Here is a 16,820-nt window from a genome sequence, read left to right as displayed (position 1 = left end):
TAGGGGGAATACATGATGAAAAAGAAAGCGTTATTCGCAGGGTTGGCTAGTTCGGTATTGTTGCTCGGGGCATGTGGTAGCGAAGAGGCGGAGCCGGCCGCTTCGGCGACGGAGGACGGGAAGACGGAAGTCGTATTTTGGCACGCGATGAGCGGGGATTTAGAGACTGCGCTCAACAACCAAGTCGACGCCTTCAACGAGTCGCAAGAGGAATATGAAGTGAAGCCGGTATTCCAAGGCACGTATGAAGAGGCGCTCACGAAGTTCAACGCCGTCGCCGGTTCGACAGATGCACCGGCCATCATGCAGACGTTCGAGGTCGGTACGAAATACATGATCGACACGAACAAAATCACGCCGGTCCAAGAGTTCATCGACAAAGAAGACTTCGATACGAATGTCTGGGAAGAGAACATCTTGAGCTATTATCAAGTCGACGGCAAGCAGTACTCGATGCCGTTCAACTCATCGACACCGGTGCTCATCTACAACAAGGACGCGTTCGAAAAAGCGGGACTCGACCCAGAGAAAGCGCCGCGGACATACGATGAGCTGAAGCAAGCGGCGAAGGCACTGACGACCGACGGACAGACCGGCTTCACGATGCTCAACTACGGTTGGTTCTTCGAGCAACTCGTCGCCGCGCAAGGCGGGTTATACGTCGATAACGACAACGGACGTAGCGGGGCGCCGACGAAAGCGGTATTTGACGGGGAAGAAGGACAGAACGCCTTCAATTTGATCAAAGAGATGTATGACGAAAAGACATTCATGAACGTCGGTCAAAACTGGGACGATATGCGTGCCGCTTTCCAATCAGGGAAAGTCGCCATGTATCTCGACTCTTCAGCTGGGATTCGCACCGTCGCGGACAATGCTGACTTCGAGGTCGGGGCATCGTACTTGCCGGTGCCGAACGAAGCGGAGCGTGAAGGCGTCATCATCGGCGGGGCCTCGCTCTGGATGGGTGACGGGATCGCCGACGAGACGAAGCAAGGCGCATGGGAGTTCATGAAGTATGCGGCGTCGAAAGAAGCACAGGCCAAATGGCACGTCGAGACGGGCTACTTCGCCATCAACCCAGAAGCGTATGACGAGCCGATCGTCAAAGAGATGTGGGCCGAGTATCCGCAACTGAAAGTGACGGTCGATCAATTGAGTGAGACGAAAGCTTCACCGGCAACACAAGGCGCGCTCATCTCGACGTTCCCGCAATCCCGTCAAAGTGTCGTCAACGCGATGGAGAGCCTATACCAAGGCGTATCGGTCGAGGACGCGTTGAAGCGTGCGGCCGATGAGACGACTTCCACCTTGGGACAATGACATGTTGATTTACGCACATCGCGGCTATAGCGCCAAGTATCCCGAGAACACAATAAGCGCGTTCAAGGCGGCGTTGCCGCATGTCGATGGTATCGAGCTCGATGTCCAATTGACGCGCGACGGACGCCTCGTCGTCATCCATGACGAGACGGTCGACCGGACGACGAACGGGAGCGGCTTCGTCAAAGATATGACGCTCCGGCAGCTCCGCTTGCTCCGGACGGAGAGCGGGGAACGGATCCCGACGCTTGAGGAAGTACTCCTCTTGATTGAACCGTCCGACGTCACGCTCAACATCGAGCTGAAGACGGATCAGTTTGACTACGACGGAATCGAATATCTGACGTGGCTCGCCGTCACCGAGTTCAAGCTCGAGCAACGCGTCGTCTTCTCGTCGTTCAATCCGGATACGCTCGTCCGGTTACGGGATATCGCCCGAGAGGCGAGAATCGCCGTTTTGACCGGGGATGGGCATCCGAATCTGGTTGAATTTGTGGAACGCGTCGGGGCCGAGGCTGTCCATGCTCAACCGGAGTTTATCGGAACGAGAGACTGGATGACGCTTCGAGAGCAGAATCGCTTGATTCGACTATATACCATCAACGACCCGAACGAGCTGCCGGACATGACTGGTGTCGACGCCATCATGACGGACGAGGTCGAACAGTTTCAATCGAGGTCACATCAGTAAATAACACCCGAGACACTAGTCTCGGGTGTTATTAGTTAGAAGCGGTGTAAGGTTGCCGTTAGATCACCATGTAGTTGATGGGTGCGTGCAGACGTCGGATAGACGCGGCTCGAGAAGACGAATTCGCCGTCATTGACGAACACTTCAACTTGCTAGCTCTAAGGTCGACAACTCATGTGAATTCCTGTATAAAATAACTTAAAGTCAAATTTAAGTTAAAGAGGGTGACGAAATGTACAGTATCACTGAAATCGGTAAAATAACGGGCTTACCGGCCTCGACACTTCGTTATTACGAGCAGGTGGGGATTCTTCCACATGTCGATCGGAACGATGTCGGACGAAGAGTGTATAGCGAAGAAGTGTTAGAATGGCTCGAATTAGTCATCGCATTAAAAGACACGGGAATGTCTATTGACGACATTCGAACATACACAGCCATGATTTTAGAAGGGGATGACACACTGAACAAACGGCGCGAGCTATTAGTCCAACATAAACGGGATGTTGAAATGAGCATCGCAAAGACGCAAGTGTATTTAGAAAAAATTATACGGAAAGTAGCTGTATACGATGTATTGATGCATCAAAAGAAAAAACAAAAAAATCCGCTCATTTAACCGCTTGACTTAAAGTTAACTTTAAGGTGTAGGCTATATATATGCTTTGAAAGAAAGCAAATCATATAAAGCCTAAGGAGTGAGTCTCATGTCTGAAAAAGTATGGTTTATCACAGGATGTTCGACTGGTTTTGGTCGTCACATTGCAAAAAAAGCGATTGATGCTGGGTATAAGGTAGTGGTTACAGCCAGAAACGTCAATCAGATTGAAGACATCGTAGCTGAAAATGCGGACAACACGCTCGCACTTACGCTTGATGTTACAAATCAGGATCAAATCCATGAAGCTGTCCGTCAGACGATTGCGAAGTTTGGTCGGATCGACGTCTTGGTCAATAATGCTGGGATTGGGTATTTTAGTTCAGTAGAGGAAAGAGTGGAAGAAGAGACGCGCAAGATGTTTGAAGTGAATTTTTGGGGTTTGATGGAGATGACAAATGCGGTCTTACCTCATATGCGCAACCAAAAAGCAGGTCATATTATTAACTTCTCGTCGGTTGGCGGGTTGGTGTCATTCCCAACTTTAGGTTACTACCATGCCACTAAATACGCGGTAGAAGGTGTGTCGGAGAGTTTGGCTCAAGAAGTTGCACCTTTTGGCATTCACGTCACGTTGATCGAACCGAGTGGTTTCCGTACGGACTGGAGCGGTCGGTCGTCTGTGAAGACCGACACGGCAATCCCCGAACTACAAGCTTCGGCAGTAGGGATGATGTTACAAGGTGTATCGCAACAGAGCGGTCAGGAACCGGGTGACCCGGAAAAAGCAGCTGAAGCCGTATTGGCTGTCGTGGAATCAGAGACACCTCCTCTTCGTTTGTTATTGGGTAAAGCGGCTTATCAAGCCGTGACACATAAGCTGAATACGATGAGCACGAGTATTGAGTCATGGAAGGATACGACGTTACACGCTGACTTCGAGAGCGAAGTCGATTAAAACGAAATCGGCTCAACAAAAAGAGGAATCTTCCCGTCGAAGATTCCTCTTTTTGAATTCCGTCATTAATTTAACACGAGTGAACGCTCATTGACATTCGTGAGCACCACTTGATTTCGTCCCGAGTGTTTTGCTTCATACAATGCGTCATCCGCTGCTTCTGTCATTGTTTGAATCGGCTCCGATTTACCATGAGCAATCCCGATTGAAGTGGTAATGTGAATGGGAGGAAAGTCATTGAGTACAAACACTTCATGCTCAATGCGCGTCCGAATCCGTTCGGCGACTTTTTCTACTTTTTCAACAGACAGATCATACATCAAAATGACAAATTCTTCGCCACCAATCCGGGCGACTAAATCGTGCGATCTCGTTTCGATTAAAAGTAATTCAGCGAACCGTTGCAAGACGAGGTCGCCGTTCGCGTGACCATATGTATCGTTGACGCGTTTAAAGTGATCGATGTCCAAGGCGAGAACGTTATACGTTCGTTGTTTCGTCCCGAGTTCAGACGTATAACGGTCCCAGACGCGTCGATTGAATAGCCCGGTCAAATGATCACGTTCAGCAGATTGCTTGTAGTCTTTAGATTGTCGTGTCGTCTGTTCAAGATCGATCGTCAGCGCGCTTGAAAGCAACCCGACTGACATTCCGACAGTCCAGATTGTGGCAATGAGAGTGAAGTAAGCCACACTCCAACCAAGGTTGATCAACACGGCGACCGAGATAACCGACAGCGCCCAAACGTTTAACAGCATACTTTGTAAGAACACTCGCTCTGCTAGACGGCGATGAATCCAAAGCATACCGATGCTGACAAACCATGTTGCGACAAAGGCGATGACAGCTTGATCGGTGACACCGAATAAAAAGCGCGTACTCCCGATAAAAGCGGTCGCGACGAACAGCGGCAAGCGTGCCCCATAAAAAGCAAGTAACACGAGTGGTAAGTGCCGCAAATCGACACGGACTGACTCGTTCACTTCTACACCGTTAAACATGAGGAACAAACCGAGCAGTCCAGCAAGTATCCCGATTAAGACGCCACGACCTCTTGATGAGAAGAATAGTTGTGAGTGAAACACTTTTGAAATGAGATAAAAGCCAGTGAAAGCGACACAAGCGTTGATCAATAGGGCAATAATGGGCATTCGATCACGACCTTACTAACAGAGTATACGTTAACGGTAACAGACTGCAAAAACTTGTCAATTCATATGACGTTTTTTTGAAAAAACCTGTAAAAGTAAGATTGTTCAATGTATTCAATGTTTTTATTTGCTCGTGCTTCTCATGACGGAAAGCAAAAAAATAAGAGAATTGACCACCTAAATCAATGGTAGATTCTCTTACCAGAGCACTTTATTTCCAGTGTGAAATTCGGCGATTGAAAGTAGATCGTGTCGCCTCACGCTTTCTTCTTCGTTCCTTGGAACGCGAAAAACATCGCAATGCCGATGCCGAGTCCGAGCCACCAGTTATCGAACAACAGGCCGAAGATGAGGATAAAAGCGACAGCGACCGGGAGTGCTAAAAATCCACGTTGGCGTTTCATGAAAATCATCCTTTCTACTTCTCTCTGTTCGACTGTTCCCGGTTTCGCATGGAATCATTCTAAAAGCAAGCGTTTTCATAAAAACGGCTCAACGACAACGTTTGTCTAAAAGATGAACACTTCTGTTTTCATGTGAAATTGTGAGCAAACATATCTATTCAATGGATAGGAACCCTGCTATATTAATCAAGTGATATATTTCACATGAGGAATTCATAAATCACTTATATATAGGAGGACCATCCCATGGTTACATTTTTCTTAGCGTTAGGACTATTATTGCTCGGTTATCTCGTCTACGGCCGGTACGTCGAGAAGACGTTCGGTATTAAAGAAGAACGGACGACGCCCGCCTATGCGTCACAGGACGGCATTGACTACGTACCGATGGGCACAAAGCGCAACTCAATGATTCAACTGTTGAACATCGCCGGCGTCGGCCCAATCTTTGGACCGATCATGGGGGCGTTGTACGGTCCGGTCGCATTCCTATGGATTGTACTTGGCTCGATCTTCGCTGGCGCGGTGCACGATTATTTGACGGGCATGATTTCGCTTCGCAACAACGGGGCACACTTGCCGCAACTCGCCGAGAAGTTCCTCGGTCGCTCGCTCCGCCATGTCGTCAACGGCTTTGCGCTTCTCTTGTTGCTCTTAGTCGGGACGGTGTTCGTCACATCACCAGCCAATATGATCAACAACTTGTTCGATGGCAACGGCTCGACGCTCGCGATCGTCACGTTCGGGATCTTTGCTTACTACATCTTGGCGACGCTCCTCCCAGTCGATAAAATCATCGGTCGCATCTATCCGTTCTTCGGGGCGCTTCTCTTGTTGAGCGCGATTGGGATTGCCGTCAGCCTATTCACGCAAGGCTACCAAATCCCGGAGATGACGTTGACGAACATGCACCCCGACAACTTGCCGCTCTGGCCGCTCATCTTCTTCACGATCTCGTGCGGTGCGCTCTCAGGCTTCCATGCCACGCAGTCCCCCATCATCTCGCGGACGACGATGAAAGAGAGCAACGGCCGCTCAATCTTTTACGGCATGATGATCGTCGAAGCCGTCATCGCCATGATTTGGGCGGCTGCCGCCATGGCCATCTTTGAGCCGGGTGAACTGCTCGCCATGATCAATGCCGGCACACCGGCGCTCGTCGTTCAGGAAGTGGCGACGCTCATGCTCGGCAGCATCGGTGGGACGCTCGCCATCCTCGGCGTCATCGTTTTACCGATCACGTCAGGCGACACGGCATTCCGTAGCGCCCGGATGATTATCGCCGACTACTTGAACATCGTCCAGAAGAAGTTCACATCACGTCTGTGGATCGCGCTTCCACTTTTCGTCTTGTCGTTCATCTTGACGAAAGTCGACTTCCGTCTGCTTTGGCAATACTTCAACTGGGCCAACCAGACGACGGCGGTCATCGCTTTGTTCGTCGGCGCGACGTACTTGTATATCAAAGGGCGGAACTACTGGGTCGCGCTTTTGCCGGGGACGTTCATGTTGTACGTCGTCTGGTTCTACATTTTGACGGCCCCGATTGGCTTCAAGATGGACGGAGTGCTTCCGTATATTCTGGCCACGATTGGCACGGTCACGCTGTTCGGCTTGTTCTTCCGACACGCGAAAGCGATGCGTGAACAACGTTTCGAGTGCGACATATCAAGTGATCAAGCAGCATGACAAAAGGGTTTGGCCGAGGCCAAACCCTTTTTACTCGGTTGTATGTTGTTCCGAGAGCAGCGTTTTGCTATGAGTATACAAATAGATGGAGAACGTTGTCCCTTCTCCGTACACCGATTCGGCGTCAATGCCCCAACCGTGCGCCTCGGCGATCCGTTTGCAGATACGGAGGCCGAGTCCGGTCCCTTTGATGGAACGGTGAGCATCCGAGTCGACCCGGTAATATTCGTCGAATACGTACGGGATGGCGTCGCTCGGGATACCAATTCCTGTGTCACGCACTGATAGGACATACGTTTCGCCCTCGATTGTCTGCTCGACATAGACCGTGCCACCATCCGGAGAGTACTTGACGGCGTTACCAATCAAGTTGTGGAGCAACTGCAACAGCTTCTCCTCGTCGGCCTCAATTGTCACATTTTCGGCCGATAAGATGACATCGTGCTGAGGAGATGTCGCTTTGTAGTGGGCGACGACGTCCTCGAGCACCGGTCGCAAGGCGAACGTCGACAGTGACAACAGCTCTTCGGAGTAGTTGACGCGCTGATAGTCGAGGAAGTTATCGACGAGCCGCTCGAGTCGTTCGGCTTCCCGTTTGACGAGCGACAACATCCCGTGTGTTTTGTCGTTGTCGCTATGTTGGTACATGAGCAGCTCGGCATAGCCGTTGATAGCCGTGAGTGGGGAGCGGAACTCGTGAGACAGCTCGGCGAGGAAAGCATCCTTCTGCTCCTCGAACCGGATGGCGTCGGTGATGTCGCGCCACATGATAAAAACGCCACGCGGGGTGTGGGTGAAATTCAAAATGAGTTGCATCGTCCGCTCGCCAATTCGGAGCGACTTCGCATCCATACTCGGGCAACAGCCGAACCGGTTCGTCATGAGCTCATCCCAAAACAACATCACATCGTTCATGTCGGCGCCGTTCTGCTCGAACGTCTCATGAAAGAAACGACTCATGCCGTCGATGTTGTGAAAACGACGCGTCTCCATGGACGGACAGATGGTGCGGAGCTGTTCATTCGAATACAGATGGTTCCGCGTGAAGTCGATATAGCAGACGGCGTCCTGGACTTCTTCGACGAGTGAAGCGATCGGGAAGGCGTGAGGGGATCGTGATCGCTTCGTCACGATGGAACGACTGCTCGATGACCGTCCGTGATGTCTTCGAGCCGGATAGAACGATTTTCGATTCATGGGAAAACCTCCTTTCCATCATAGGTTGTATATGAAAGTAAGTGAGTACGTAGCATTCCCATTCATTATACGATATTCCGCTTTAATTCCCTATACCATCCATATACCTAAGCAAAAACGGGTCACAATCGGGATGTATGGACGATTCGGTATCGATTCTATGAAAAAAGCCTCCCTCGAGAATACGAGAGAGGCGTCAAAGTTAGAAGAGCGTGTATGGATTGACGCTGTTGGCAGCCGTCGAGCTGCTGTAGACGTACTTGTTTTTATGGATCTCGAAGTGGAGGTGGTTTCCGAACGAGTTGCCCGTGTTGCCGACCGTTCCGATTTTTGTCCCTTTGGCGACCGTCTGCCCTTTGACGACGTTCAAGCGGTCCATGTGAGCGTAGACGCTCGTATACGCTTGGCCGTTGATCGTGTGTGAGATTATGACGTGGTTGCCGTAGGCGCCGTAGTTCCGGGCGACGATGACTTGGCCGGTGGCTGCGGCTTGGACCGTCGTGCCTTTGGCGGCTGCTAAATCGATGCCGTTATGGAACGTGTAGCCATATTTGCCGCTCGCCGGGCCGTAACCTTGCGTCAATGTCCCTTTCGTTGGAATCAAGAACTTGTTCGCTGTGACCGTTTGGAGTGACGTGCTGCTATATTTTTTCACATACGTACTTGATACGTATCTAGTACTACCATTATAACTGATTTTTGTCCATGAACCTGTTGCGCCAAGATACGTGAACGTTTGACCGAGTTTGGCACTGCCGACTTTTTGATAAGATGTCGATGGGCCCGTCCGTACATTCAGGACGTTCGTCGTCACTTGGACTTTATACGATGTAGCTGCCTCTACCGGTGTCGAAGCGGGGACTGTTAAGCCGGAAACGAGAAGGGCGCCTAATGTGATCGTCATCAGTTGTTTTTTCATAGTATGGTAAATCCTTTCAATTATGTAACAATGCGACAGAACAATGATAATTACCTGATAAAAAAATTTTACCATCAAAAAATAGAATTAAATATGTCATTTATATTTCAAAAAAGTATAATCGTTATGAAAACGATTGTGGACTAGTAAAGTCTAGTCATACCAACATATATAACGTTTATTTGACGTAAGAGAATATGCCTATAATTAAAATAAACTAATCTTTCGTAGTTTAGTCATTTTAAAAATAGGGTAATTTTATCTGTTTTAGACTAAATAAAACAAGGACAGATCGAAAACAAGATATTTTGTCATTTATTTCCTTTGTTTTTAATTTCAATCCTCTCGATTTCAAGTCTGACGCTGAATAGTTCATGTGTTTTCCTCCAATATGCATAAGCAAAAACCGAGGCGTGAGCCCCGGTTTAGCGTGTCTGCCCTGACTGAGAAGGCATGATATATTCGTTGACCATTTCGGTTACGGTGCAGCTAGTTCTGCCTCGGTGACCCATTTATGATTGGTCACGTCTTCCCCAGATTCTAACGTGAAGTCGACCATGTAGACGGTCGTCTTTTCAGCCGAATCGATGGTAGCGGTCGTGCCGCCCATACCGGTCATATGTTCCGCCTCGACATCGACTTCATCACCAACCTTATACGGGGCTTGTGTCGCATCTTCGATTTCCTCATGGATAATCCATTTATGGTCTTCGACGCGCTCCCCGCCATGCATTGGATCATACGAGATGCTATATACGACCGTGTCGTAGGCACCGACAATCGTCGCCTCGGCACCTTCCATCCCCGGCATATGGGCTTCTGTGATGACGGCCGTGTCACCGACCGCGAACGTTGGGTTCTCGGCTGACTTCAAGCCTTCCGGTACGTCACCAGAGCCGGACCTGTCCATTCCTGCATGATCGTTTCCGTCCATCGTCTCTTCCATCTGGTCATTCATATTCGTGTCATTGTTCATCGCTTCATCTTCGCCACAGGCGACGAGCAAGCCGCTCAGTGAGAGTGCCATCGTCATCATTCCAAGTTTTTTGTTTACCTTCATCTGTATTCCCTCCAAACATAATGTGGTCAATCTACTTTTAATTGTCCCATCATCCCGTTTTCTTCATGTTCCAAGATGTGACAGTGATACATGAACGTCCCTGTTTCTGTGAACGTCATTTCAATTTTTACTTTTTCGCCAGCTGCGACGGCGACCGTATCCTTCCAGCCGCGTTCGTTGTCAGGCGGGGGCTGGCCGTCTCGTTCAAGTATTCGGAATTGGACGCCATGGACGTGGAATGGATGGGTCATCCCGCCCATCATGTCTTCCCGGTTATAAATTTCCCATACCTCGGTCGAGCCTTGTTGGACATTGATGTCGATTCGGTCGGGGTCGAACTGTTTCCCGTCAATTGTCACCATGTTTCCCATCCCGAACAACGTGAGACGTCGGTCGGCAACGCTTGATTCGTTGGACGCAGCCGTTCCGTCAAAGGCATCGCTCCATTCGCCATCCTGATCGACTTGGTCACGCACCGTGAACGTCGTGAACGGGATTCCATTTGCTTGAAGAGCGAGGTCGTCTCCGAGTGACAAGTCTGAGAAGTCGATTAAAATCTCGGCACGTTCACTAGGTGTGAGCGTCAACGTTTTGAGTGGTACGGGTTTGTCGAGCAACCCGCCGTCAGTCGCGATTTGAGTGAATGACGATCCGTTCGATAAGGGGAAGTCGATGTTCCGAGCGTTCGACCCGTTGACGAGGCGGACGCGTAACGTATTCGTCGTCACGTCGAACGTCGTATTGATGGCTCCGTTCACGATTAACGTATCACCGACCGTCCCATCGACGTTCATTTGGCGGTCGTAATCGAGTTGTCCGTCGTCTGTGAAGAGACGGTCTTGGACGATGAGCGGGATGTCATCGATACCGTACTCGTTCGGCAGACCCGAGGATATGCCATCCGTCACATAAAGGAGACCGGCCAAACCAAGGTATACTTGTTCGGCCGTTGCGCCCATCGGATGTGGATGGAACCAGAGCGTTCCCGGTTCTTGGTCAATATCGAGACGAACTTGTTTTTGCTCACCCGGGCCAATCAGTTGGTGCGGTCCGCCGTCTTCTTCTCCAGGAATGACGAGACCGTGCCAATGGAAAGAGGTCGGCTCGTCGAGCTGATTGATTGTGTCGATATACACGGTCTTCCCGGCCGGCAACTCAATCATCGGGCCGAGTAAATTCCCGTTATAGCCGAGCGTATCCGTGTTGACGCCTTCGTCGAAGAAGCGATGCTCGCCACGTTCGGTGCGGACCGTATAATAAAGCGCCTCGTCTGTGGCGCGGTCAGGTTGTAGCCGTTCCGGTATCGGGAGCGGTTGGGCTGGTTCGTCGGAGGCGATGAGGTCGATTGTGTTCCCACGTCCCATCCCGCTGTTCCCGTGCATCATACCCACATCGTCCCGATCTCCCATGAATGAGCCGTTTCCCATCATCCAACGTCCAGGAGTGAACGTGAACAATAGAAGGAGCAGTCCAATCACGATACTTACGATACCCATCCCGATAACCCATTTCATGACGCGGTTCATAAGGCATCATCCTCTCTACTTTAAGCAAGAGCCTATTTAGTTATACCAACAACTTATGAAATATTTGTTAAACGAGAAAAAAGTTTTTATATACTCTATAGGGGTATGTGGTATATATAGGAGGTGGTCATTGTGGAACATCCACATCACGCGTCATCTGACCATGAGCACGGGGAAGCGCACGACTCGCATGCCGGCGGACATGAAGGGATGATTGCAGAGTATAAACGTCGATTTTTCGTCTCGTTAGGACTGACGCTCCCGATTCTCATCTTGTCGGATATGATTCAAGAGTGGGCTGGTTTCGAACTCACGTTTCCTTATGACAAGGAGACGTTATTCGTGTTGGCGACGATTGTGTACGTCTATGGGGGCTGGCCGTTTTTGAAAGGGAGTCTCGACGAATTGCGGCAACGAAATCCGGGGATGATGATGCTGATTGGACTGGCCATCAGCGTCGCGTACTTTTATAGTGTCGCCATCGTGTTCGGATATGGACAAGGGCATGATTTCTTTTGGGAGTTGGCGACGTTGATCGTCATTATGCTGCTCGGGCATTGGATTGAGATGCGCTCCATCATGGGCGCCTCAAACGCGTTGCAACAACTCGTTCGGTTATTGCCGAGTGTGGCGCACCGCATCAACGGGAGTGATATCGAAGACGTTCCCGTCTCGGCGCTCGCCGCCGGAGATTTGATTCTCGTCAAACCGGGCGAGCAGATTCCTGTCGACGGGGAACTGCTGAAAGGGCGGACAACGGTCGATGAGTCGATGTTGACCGGTGAGTCGATGCCTGTCGAGAAAGAGGCTGGGGATGTCGTCATCGCCGGGTCGATCAACCAAGAAGGTAGTATGACGATTGCGACGACGAGCACGGGGGAGAGCACGTACTTGTCGAAAGTCATCGACTTGGTCAAAGAAGCGCAGGAATCCAAATCAAAAACGCAAAACCTGGCCAATCGGGCCGCCAAGCTTTTGTTCTATGTCGCCGTCGGGGCGGGCGTGCTGACGTTCGTCATTTGGCTCGCTCTCGGCTACTCGGTCAGTATGGCCGTCGAGCGGATGGTCACCGTCATGGTCATCTCATGTCCGCATGCGCTCGGCCTTGCGTCTCCGCTCGTCGTGGCGGTCTCGACGTCGCTATCGGCGAAACGCGGGTTGCTAATTCGGAATCGGACCCAGTTCGAGGAGGCGCGTCATCTTGATGCGGTCATTTTCGATAAGACGGGCACGCTGACGCAAGGTGAGTTTGGGGTGATGGACATTGAAGCCGCATCCTCTTACACGAACGATGACGTGTTGCGTCTGGCTGCCGCCGTCGAGACGGCCTCGCAACATCCGCTCGCACGAGGGATTCTTCGCGAAGCGGAAGAGCGAGGTTTGACATTGCCTGAGGTCTTCGATTTCGCCTCGATTACGGGTATCGGGTTAGAAGGACAGGTAGACGGAAGTCATGTCCAAGTCGTCAGTCCTCGTTTTATTCGCGAGCACGAGCTGTCGATCGATGAAGCGACATTTGATCAGTTATCGGCCGCCGGGAAGACCGTCGTCTTCACGATTCGCGACGGAGAGTTGGTCGGCATGATCGCCTTGGCGGACATGGTTCGCGATGAGGCGAAAGAGACGGTCCGAGCGTTGAGAGAGCGCGGTGTCCGCTCGATCATGCTCACCGGGGACAACCGGAAAGTGGCTGACTGGGTCGCGTCCCAACTTCACATCGATGAAGTATACGCCGAAGTGTTACCGGATGATAAATCACGGCAAGTCCAAACCGTCCAAGCCGACGGCAGCAAAGTGGCGATGGTCGGGGACGGCATCAATGATGCGCCGGCCTTGGCTCAAGCAGATGTCGGGATCGCCATCGGGAGTGGGACCGACGTCGCCGTCGAGACGGCCGATATCGTCCTCGTCCGGAGCAACCCGAAAGACGTGCTATCGATTCTCGACTTGTCTCGCAACACGTACAACAAGATGATGCAGAATCTGTGGTGGGCTGCCGGCTACAACATCGTCGCCATTCCGCTCGCGGCCGGCGTGTTGGCCCCAATCGGTATCATCTTGTCACCGGCCGTCGGCGCCGTACTCATGAGTCTCAGTACCGTCATCGTCGCCTTGAATGCGCGGACGCTTAAACTTTAACAAGTTTTTCATCTTTAGTTTATATACTAAGGAAGATGCTAAAGATGGAGGGACTTTAAATGAGACGAACATTACTCGTACCGACGCTCATCATGACGGTATTCCTTGCCTCGTGTGGGGGAGCGACGCCAGTGAGCGAGTCGACGGAACCGGTCACGGAAGAAAAAGAGATGTCGACGGAACAGGTGCCGGACCGCTGGGAAGCGACAAAAATAGGCACAACGGTCTCGCATATCCATGGTGCCGGTTTTTGGCAAGACGGACGCCCGGTCATCGCGACGCATACGGGACTGATGGAATTCAGGGAAGACGGCTGGTATGAGTTGTCGTCGAACCGGCATGACTATATGGGCTTCGAGCTCGTCGCGGACGGCTTTTACGCGAGCGGTCACCCAGCGCAGGATTCGCAATATGAGAATCCGCTCGGCGTCGTCCGTGGAACCGAGAAAGGCGAGACGCTCGAGATTCGCTCGCTAGAAGGTGAAGCGGATTTTCACTATATGAGCGTAGGTTATGAAACAGAAAGTATTTACGTCTATTTAGAACAAGCGACAAAAGAGCTCGCGCCAGGTTTTTATCGTTCGCTCGATGGCGGTGTCTCGTTTGAACCGATGAAGATGGACGGGATCGAAGGTCGTGGCATCGCGGGTATTTCGGCCGATGCAAGCGAACCGAAACGTGTCTTCGTCTATGGACCGGATGGCATCCTCGTTTCAGACGACGGGGGAGATACGTTCGAGCCGTTCAATGATCAAGGAAACATCGTCACGATGGCCACGGCAAAAGGACAACTGTCGTATATCGCTAAAACAGGTACCTCGTTCGATCTTGTTGTCTCGGATTTGACCGAGGAGACGGAGACGTCCATCGACTTGCCGTCGATGAGCGCGGACAACGTCCCGATTGAACTTGTGATGGAAGCAGATCGATTGTTGCTAGCGACATCGGACAACAGTGTGTATGTCTTCGAAGACGAGGGGTGGACGCAACTGTTGAAAGCGGGAAACGTGAACTGAAAAAATGGTCGGCGCCTGAGTCAGGGGCCGACCATTTTTAGTGGAGCGGAAGCGTGATCGTGAACGTCGTTCCGGATGGATTGGAGGCGACGGTCAACGTGCCATCATGCAACCGGACGATTTGATGGGCGATGGCGAGGCCGAGGCCGCTGCCTCCTGTACGACGGGAACGTGATTTCTCGACCCGATACAGGCGGTCGAAGATGTAAGGTAAGTCCTCTTGCGGGATTCCTTTCCCGTCGTCTTGAATCGTGAAATGAAGCGACTCATCCGTACGCTGCATATCAAATCGGACGTGGTGTGCCTCGCTGTGTTCAATCGCATTGTGGGCGATGGAACGGAACACTTGTAAGATTCGGTTTCGGTCCAACTGAAGGACGACGTCTGTTGCACTGCAATCGGTCTGAGCTTTGAAAGCGATCGGTGTCACCCGGAACATCGTATCGAGCACTCTCCGTAAATCTTCGCATAACTCACCTGCAGGCACGGTTTCGCGATGCAACGTGAACGTGTTCTCGTCCAACTGGGCGAGCTGGAACGCGTTCTCGACGAGCTCGGTCAACGCCTGGCTCTCCTCGAGAATCGTCTGAATCGATTGTTTTTTTAACGACTCTGGTGTCTGCGGTTTGGACGCGATTTCGGCATAGCCTTGGAGATATGTGAGCGGCGTTTTAATCTCATGGGCGAGGTCAGATAAAAATTGATTGCGCTCTTTCCGGAGGCGGGCCAGTTCAAGCGACATCGCTTCAATCGAGCGGGCGAGTTCCCCGATCTCGTCTTCTCGAGTCGTCGGGAGCGTCAACGTCTCAGGATTTGTCAGTACGTCCTCGGTCGCTCGGCGCAATAGCTGAATCGGATTTGAAATCAAACGGCTCAGTAAGACGAACGTCAAAACGGTGATGACGAGCGCGATCCCTGTGATGTAGAGAAATCGGAGTTGGAGGCGATGGCTGATTTCGTGAATGATCTCGGTCGGGAGAAACATATACACATATCCGAAGCGGGTGTCGTTTTCCATGGCGTCAATCGGGGTCCGCACCGCGAGATACGGCCCGTTCTCCCAATCATTCTCGAGAACAATCGTCTCATTTACATCTTCTCGGTTCGCTTCACCTTGAACGAGCGTCGCGAGCGGGTCAGGAAATCGATTGGACGTCTGTAAGATTGAATGGTCGGGAGCGGTGATGGCGACTTTCGTGTCAGTCTCGCTTTCCATCGTCGCGACGTGACCGATTGTCTCGGCATCAAAACTCATCGACAATACGTTCGCGTGACTCTCGGCTCTCGACTCGAGTCGATCGATTTCTTCGACGACGCGCTCACCGAGGAGTGTATGGTAGAGCAATAAGAACAAGACACCTTCAATCAATAACGTCGTCAATAAAAAGATCAGGCTGATCCGGAACGGGAGGCTATTGCGTCGAAACGTCATGAGTCCGATCGCTCCTCGCTCCAACGATAACCGCGTCCCCATACTGTCTTCAAATAGTCGTCGATCGGGAAGCCGGCCTCACCGAGTTTGTCGCGAATCATGCGGATGTGGGCATCGACCGTGCGCGGGTCCGACTCAGACGAATAGGGCCATACCAAGTCATATAAGTCCATCCGATTGTACAGACGGTTCGGGTGTTGTAGAAACAGTTTCAAAATGGCCGTCGCCTTCGGTGTCAAGACGACTTCTTGCTCTTGATAAAGAATACGACCACTCGCTTCCTCGTAGCGTAATTGACCGTAGCTGACGTTCGTCATCCGGCTGCGTCGCAAGACGGCACGGATGCGAGCGAGTAAGACGTTCCCTTCGAACGGCTTCGTCACATAATCGTCCGCACCGGCGTCCAACCCTCGAATCGTCGTCTCACTATCCGATCGGGCCGTCAGCAAGACGACGGGGAGCTCGGCATCGAGTGCTTTGATTTGGCGGCACAACGTGATCCCGTCGACACCGGGCATCATGATATCTAACATGACGAGGTCCGGGCGCTCAGAAATGAGCTCCATCGCTTCTTGTCCGTCCGCTGCCTCGATGCATGTATAGCCGTCCCCTTCGAGGAATAAGCGAAGGAGTCGTCTCATTTTCACTTCGTCATCGACAATCAAGATTTTCATCTGTTGTCCTCCTTTTGTCTGCGTCCATCATTCCTACCAATTT

The 16,820-nt window shown here is 51.4% G+C and carries 16 protein-coding genes; 7 read left to right on the top strand and 9 right to left on the bottom strand.

Annotated features, from left to right (window positions below; all coding sequences use genetic code 11):
* Nucleotides 1–12: 12 nt before the first annotated feature.
* A complete protein-coding gene (locus tag EVJ33_RS08755; RefSeq protein WP_483297306.1) occupies nt 13–1,323 on the top strand; it encodes an ABC transporter substrate-binding protein in 1,311 nt (436 codons plus the stop codon).
* 1 nt (nt 1,324) lies between these two features.
* Nucleotides 1,325–2,014: a glycerophosphodiester phosphodiesterase gene (locus tag EVJ33_RS08750; protein ID WP_161566923.1), complete on the top strand. Its 690-nt coding sequence runs from the start codon at nt 1,325–1,327 to the stop codon at nt 2,012–2,014.
* Between the two features lie 35 nt (nt 2,015–2,049).
* On the opposite strand, the gene EVJ33_RS15440 is transcribed toward EVJ33_RS08750, so the two are convergent.
* Nucleotides 2,050–2,157: a GH32 C-terminal domain-containing protein gene (locus EVJ33_RS15440; RefSeq protein ID WP_161566922.1), complete on the bottom strand. Its 108-nt coding sequence runs from the start codon at nt 2,155–2,157 to the stop codon at nt 2,050–2,052.
* Nucleotides 2,158–2,246: 89 nt separating this feature from the next.
* Between EVJ33_RS15440 and EVJ33_RS08745 the strand changes: the two genes are divergently transcribed.
* Both EVJ33_RS08745 and EVJ33_RS08740 read left to right on the top strand, forming a co-directional pair.
* Nucleotides 2,247–2,633, top strand: coding sequence for a MerR family transcriptional regulator (locus EVJ33_RS08745; protein ID WP_131436332.1), 387 nt, complete (start codon nt 2,247–2,249; stop codon nt 2,631–2,633).
* 88 nt (nt 2,634–2,721) lie between these two features.
* Complete coding sequence (locus tag EVJ33_RS08740; RefSeq protein ID WP_131436330.1) at nt 2,722–3,570, top strand: oxidoreductase; 849 nt, start codon at nt 2,722–2,724, stop codon at nt 3,568–3,570.
* A gap of 65 nt (nt 3,571–3,635) precedes the next feature.
* Here EVJ33_RS08740 and EVJ33_RS08735 read toward each other — a convergent pair whose 3' ends face one another.
* Nucleotides 3,636–4,721, bottom strand: coding sequence for a GGDEF domain-containing protein (locus EVJ33_RS08735; protein WP_131436328.1), 1,086 nt, complete (start codon nt 4,719–4,721; stop codon nt 3,636–3,638).
* A gap of 257 nt (nt 4,722–4,978) precedes the next feature.
* Nucleotides 4,979–5,125, bottom strand: coding sequence for a hypothetical protein (locus tag EVJ33_RS15540; RefSeq protein WP_021066172.1), 147 nt, complete (start codon nt 5,123–5,125; stop codon nt 4,979–4,981).
* A 246-nt stretch (nt 5,126–5,371) separates the two neighbouring features.
* On the opposite strand from EVJ33_RS15540, the gene EVJ33_RS08730 reads away from it, so the two are divergent.
* Nucleotides 5,372–6,814 carry a carbon starvation CstA family protein gene (locus tag EVJ33_RS08730; RefSeq protein WP_131436326.1) on the top strand — a complete coding sequence of 481 codons (1,443 nt, stop codon included), beginning with the start codon at nt 5,372–5,374 and terminating at the stop codon, nt 6,812–6,814.
* 30 nt (nt 6,815–6,844) lie between these two features.
* Here EVJ33_RS08730 and EVJ33_RS08725 read toward each other — a convergent pair whose 3' ends face one another.
* The 4 genes from EVJ33_RS08725 to EVJ33_RS08710 form a co-directional block, all read right to left on the bottom strand.
* On the bottom strand, nt 6,845–8,011 hold the full coding sequence (locus tag EVJ33_RS08725) for a sensor histidine kinase (RefSeq protein WP_131436325.1): 1,167 nt from the start codon (nt 8,009–8,011) through the stop codon (nt 6,845–6,847).
* 202 nt (nt 8,012–8,213) lie between these two features.
* Entirely contained in the window at nt 8,214–8,930 is a 717-nt protein-coding gene (locus EVJ33_RS08720) for a peptidoglycan DD-metalloendopeptidase family protein (protein ID WP_131436324.1), read from the bottom strand.
* 478 nt (nt 8,931–9,408) lie between these two features.
* On the bottom strand, nt 9,409–9,990 hold the full coding sequence (locus EVJ33_RS08715; protein WP_131436323.1) for a YdhK family protein: 582 nt from the start codon (nt 9,988–9,990) through the stop codon (nt 9,409–9,411).
* A 26-nt stretch (nt 9,991–10,016) separates the two neighbouring features.
* Complete coding sequence (locus EVJ33_RS08710; protein WP_131436322.1) at nt 10,017–11,516, bottom strand: multicopper oxidase family protein; 1,500 nt, start codon at nt 11,514–11,516, stop codon at nt 10,017–10,019.
* 282 nt (nt 11,517–11,798) lie between these two features.
* Between EVJ33_RS08710 and EVJ33_RS08705 the strand changes: the two genes are divergently transcribed.
* Together EVJ33_RS08705 and EVJ33_RS08700 are read left to right on the top strand one after the other, a co-directional pair.
* Nucleotides 11,799–13,655 carry a heavy metal translocating P-type ATPase gene (locus EVJ33_RS08705; protein WP_483297308.1) on the top strand — a complete coding sequence of 619 codons (1,857 nt, stop codon included), beginning with the start codon at nt 11,799–11,801 and terminating at the stop codon, nt 13,653–13,655.
* A gap of 59 nt (nt 13,656–13,714) precedes the next feature.
* A complete protein-coding gene (locus EVJ33_RS08700) occupies nt 13,715–14,671 on the top strand; it encodes a F510_1955 family glycosylhydrolase (protein WP_131436321.1) in 957 nt (318 codons plus the stop codon).
* A 37-nt stretch (nt 14,672–14,708) separates the two neighbouring features.
* On the opposite strand, the gene EVJ33_RS08695 is transcribed toward EVJ33_RS08700, so the two are convergent.
* Complete coding sequence (locus EVJ33_RS08695) at nt 14,709–16,103, bottom strand: sensor histidine kinase (RefSeq protein ID WP_161566921.1); 1,395 nt, start codon at nt 16,101–16,103, stop codon at nt 14,709–14,711.
* Complete coding sequence (locus EVJ33_RS08690; protein ID WP_131436319.1) at nt 16,100–16,777, bottom strand: response regulator transcription factor; 678 nt, start codon at nt 16,775–16,777, stop codon at nt 16,100–16,102. The genes EVJ33_RS08695 and EVJ33_RS08690 overlap by 4 nt, the downstream gene beginning before the upstream one ends.
* Nucleotides 16,778–16,820 lie beyond the last annotated feature (43 nt).

Source organism: Exiguobacterium sp. SL-10 (assembly GCF_004337025.1).
In the GTDB taxonomy this organism is placed as follows: domain Bacteria; phylum Bacillota; class Bacilli; order Exiguobacteriales; family Exiguobacteriaceae; genus Exiguobacterium.
Note: the sequence above shows the minus strand (reverse complement) of the source record. Positions and strands in the feature narration are given on the sequence as shown.

Coding starts and splice junctions, on each gene's coding strand:
- EVJ33_RS08755 (WP_483297306.1), top strand. CDS start 13: ATGATGAAAAAGAAAGCGTTATTCGCAGGGTTGGCTAGTTCGGTATTG.
- EVJ33_RS08750 (WP_161566923.1), top strand. CDS start 1,325: ATGTTGATTTACGCACATCGCGGCTATAGCGCCAAGTATCCCGAGAAC.
- EVJ33_RS08745 (WP_131436332.1), top strand. CDS start 2,247: ATGTACAGTATCACTGAAATCGGTAAAATAACGGGCTTACCGGCCTCG.
- EVJ33_RS08740 (WP_131436330.1), top strand. CDS start 2,722: ATGTCTGAAAAAGTATGGTTTATCACAGGATGTTCGACTGGTTTTGGT.
- EVJ33_RS08735 (WP_131436328.1), bottom strand. CDS start 4,721: ATGCCCATTATTGCCCTATTGATCAACGCTTGTGTCGCTTTCACTGGC.
- EVJ33_RS15540 (WP_021066172.1), bottom strand. CDS start 5,125: ATGAAACGCCAACGTGGATTTTTAGCACTCCCGGTCGCTGTCGCTTTT.
- EVJ33_RS08730 (WP_131436326.1), top strand. CDS start 5,372: ATGGTTACATTTTTCTTAGCGTTAGGACTATTATTGCTCGGTTATCTC.
- EVJ33_RS08725 (WP_131436325.1), bottom strand. CDS start 8,011: ATGAATCGAAAATCGTTCTATCCGGCTCGAAGACATCACGGACGGTCA.
- EVJ33_RS08720 (WP_131436324.1), bottom strand. CDS start 8,930: ATGAAAAAACAACTGATGACGATCACATTAGGCGCCCTTCTCGTTTCC.
- EVJ33_RS08715 (WP_131436323.1), bottom strand. CDS start 9,990: ATGAAGGTAAACAAAAAACTTGGAATGATGACGATGGCACTCTCACTG.
- EVJ33_RS08710 (WP_131436322.1), bottom strand. CDS start 11,516: ATGAACCGCGTCATGAAATGGGTTATCGGGATGGGTATCGTAAGTATC.
- EVJ33_RS08705 (WP_483297308.1), top strand. CDS start 11,799: ATGATTCAAGAGTGGGCTGGTTTCGAACTCACGTTTCCTTATGACAAG.
- EVJ33_RS08700 (WP_131436321.1), top strand. CDS start 13,715: ATGAGACGAACATTACTCGTACCGACGCTCATCATGACGGTATTCCTT.
- EVJ33_RS08695 (WP_161566921.1), bottom strand. CDS start 16,103: ATGACGTTTCGACGCAATAGCCTCCCGTTCCGGATCAGCCTGATCTTT.
- EVJ33_RS08690 (WP_131436319.1), bottom strand. CDS start 16,777: ATGAAAATCTTGATTGTCGATGACGAAGTGAAAATGAGACGACTCCTT.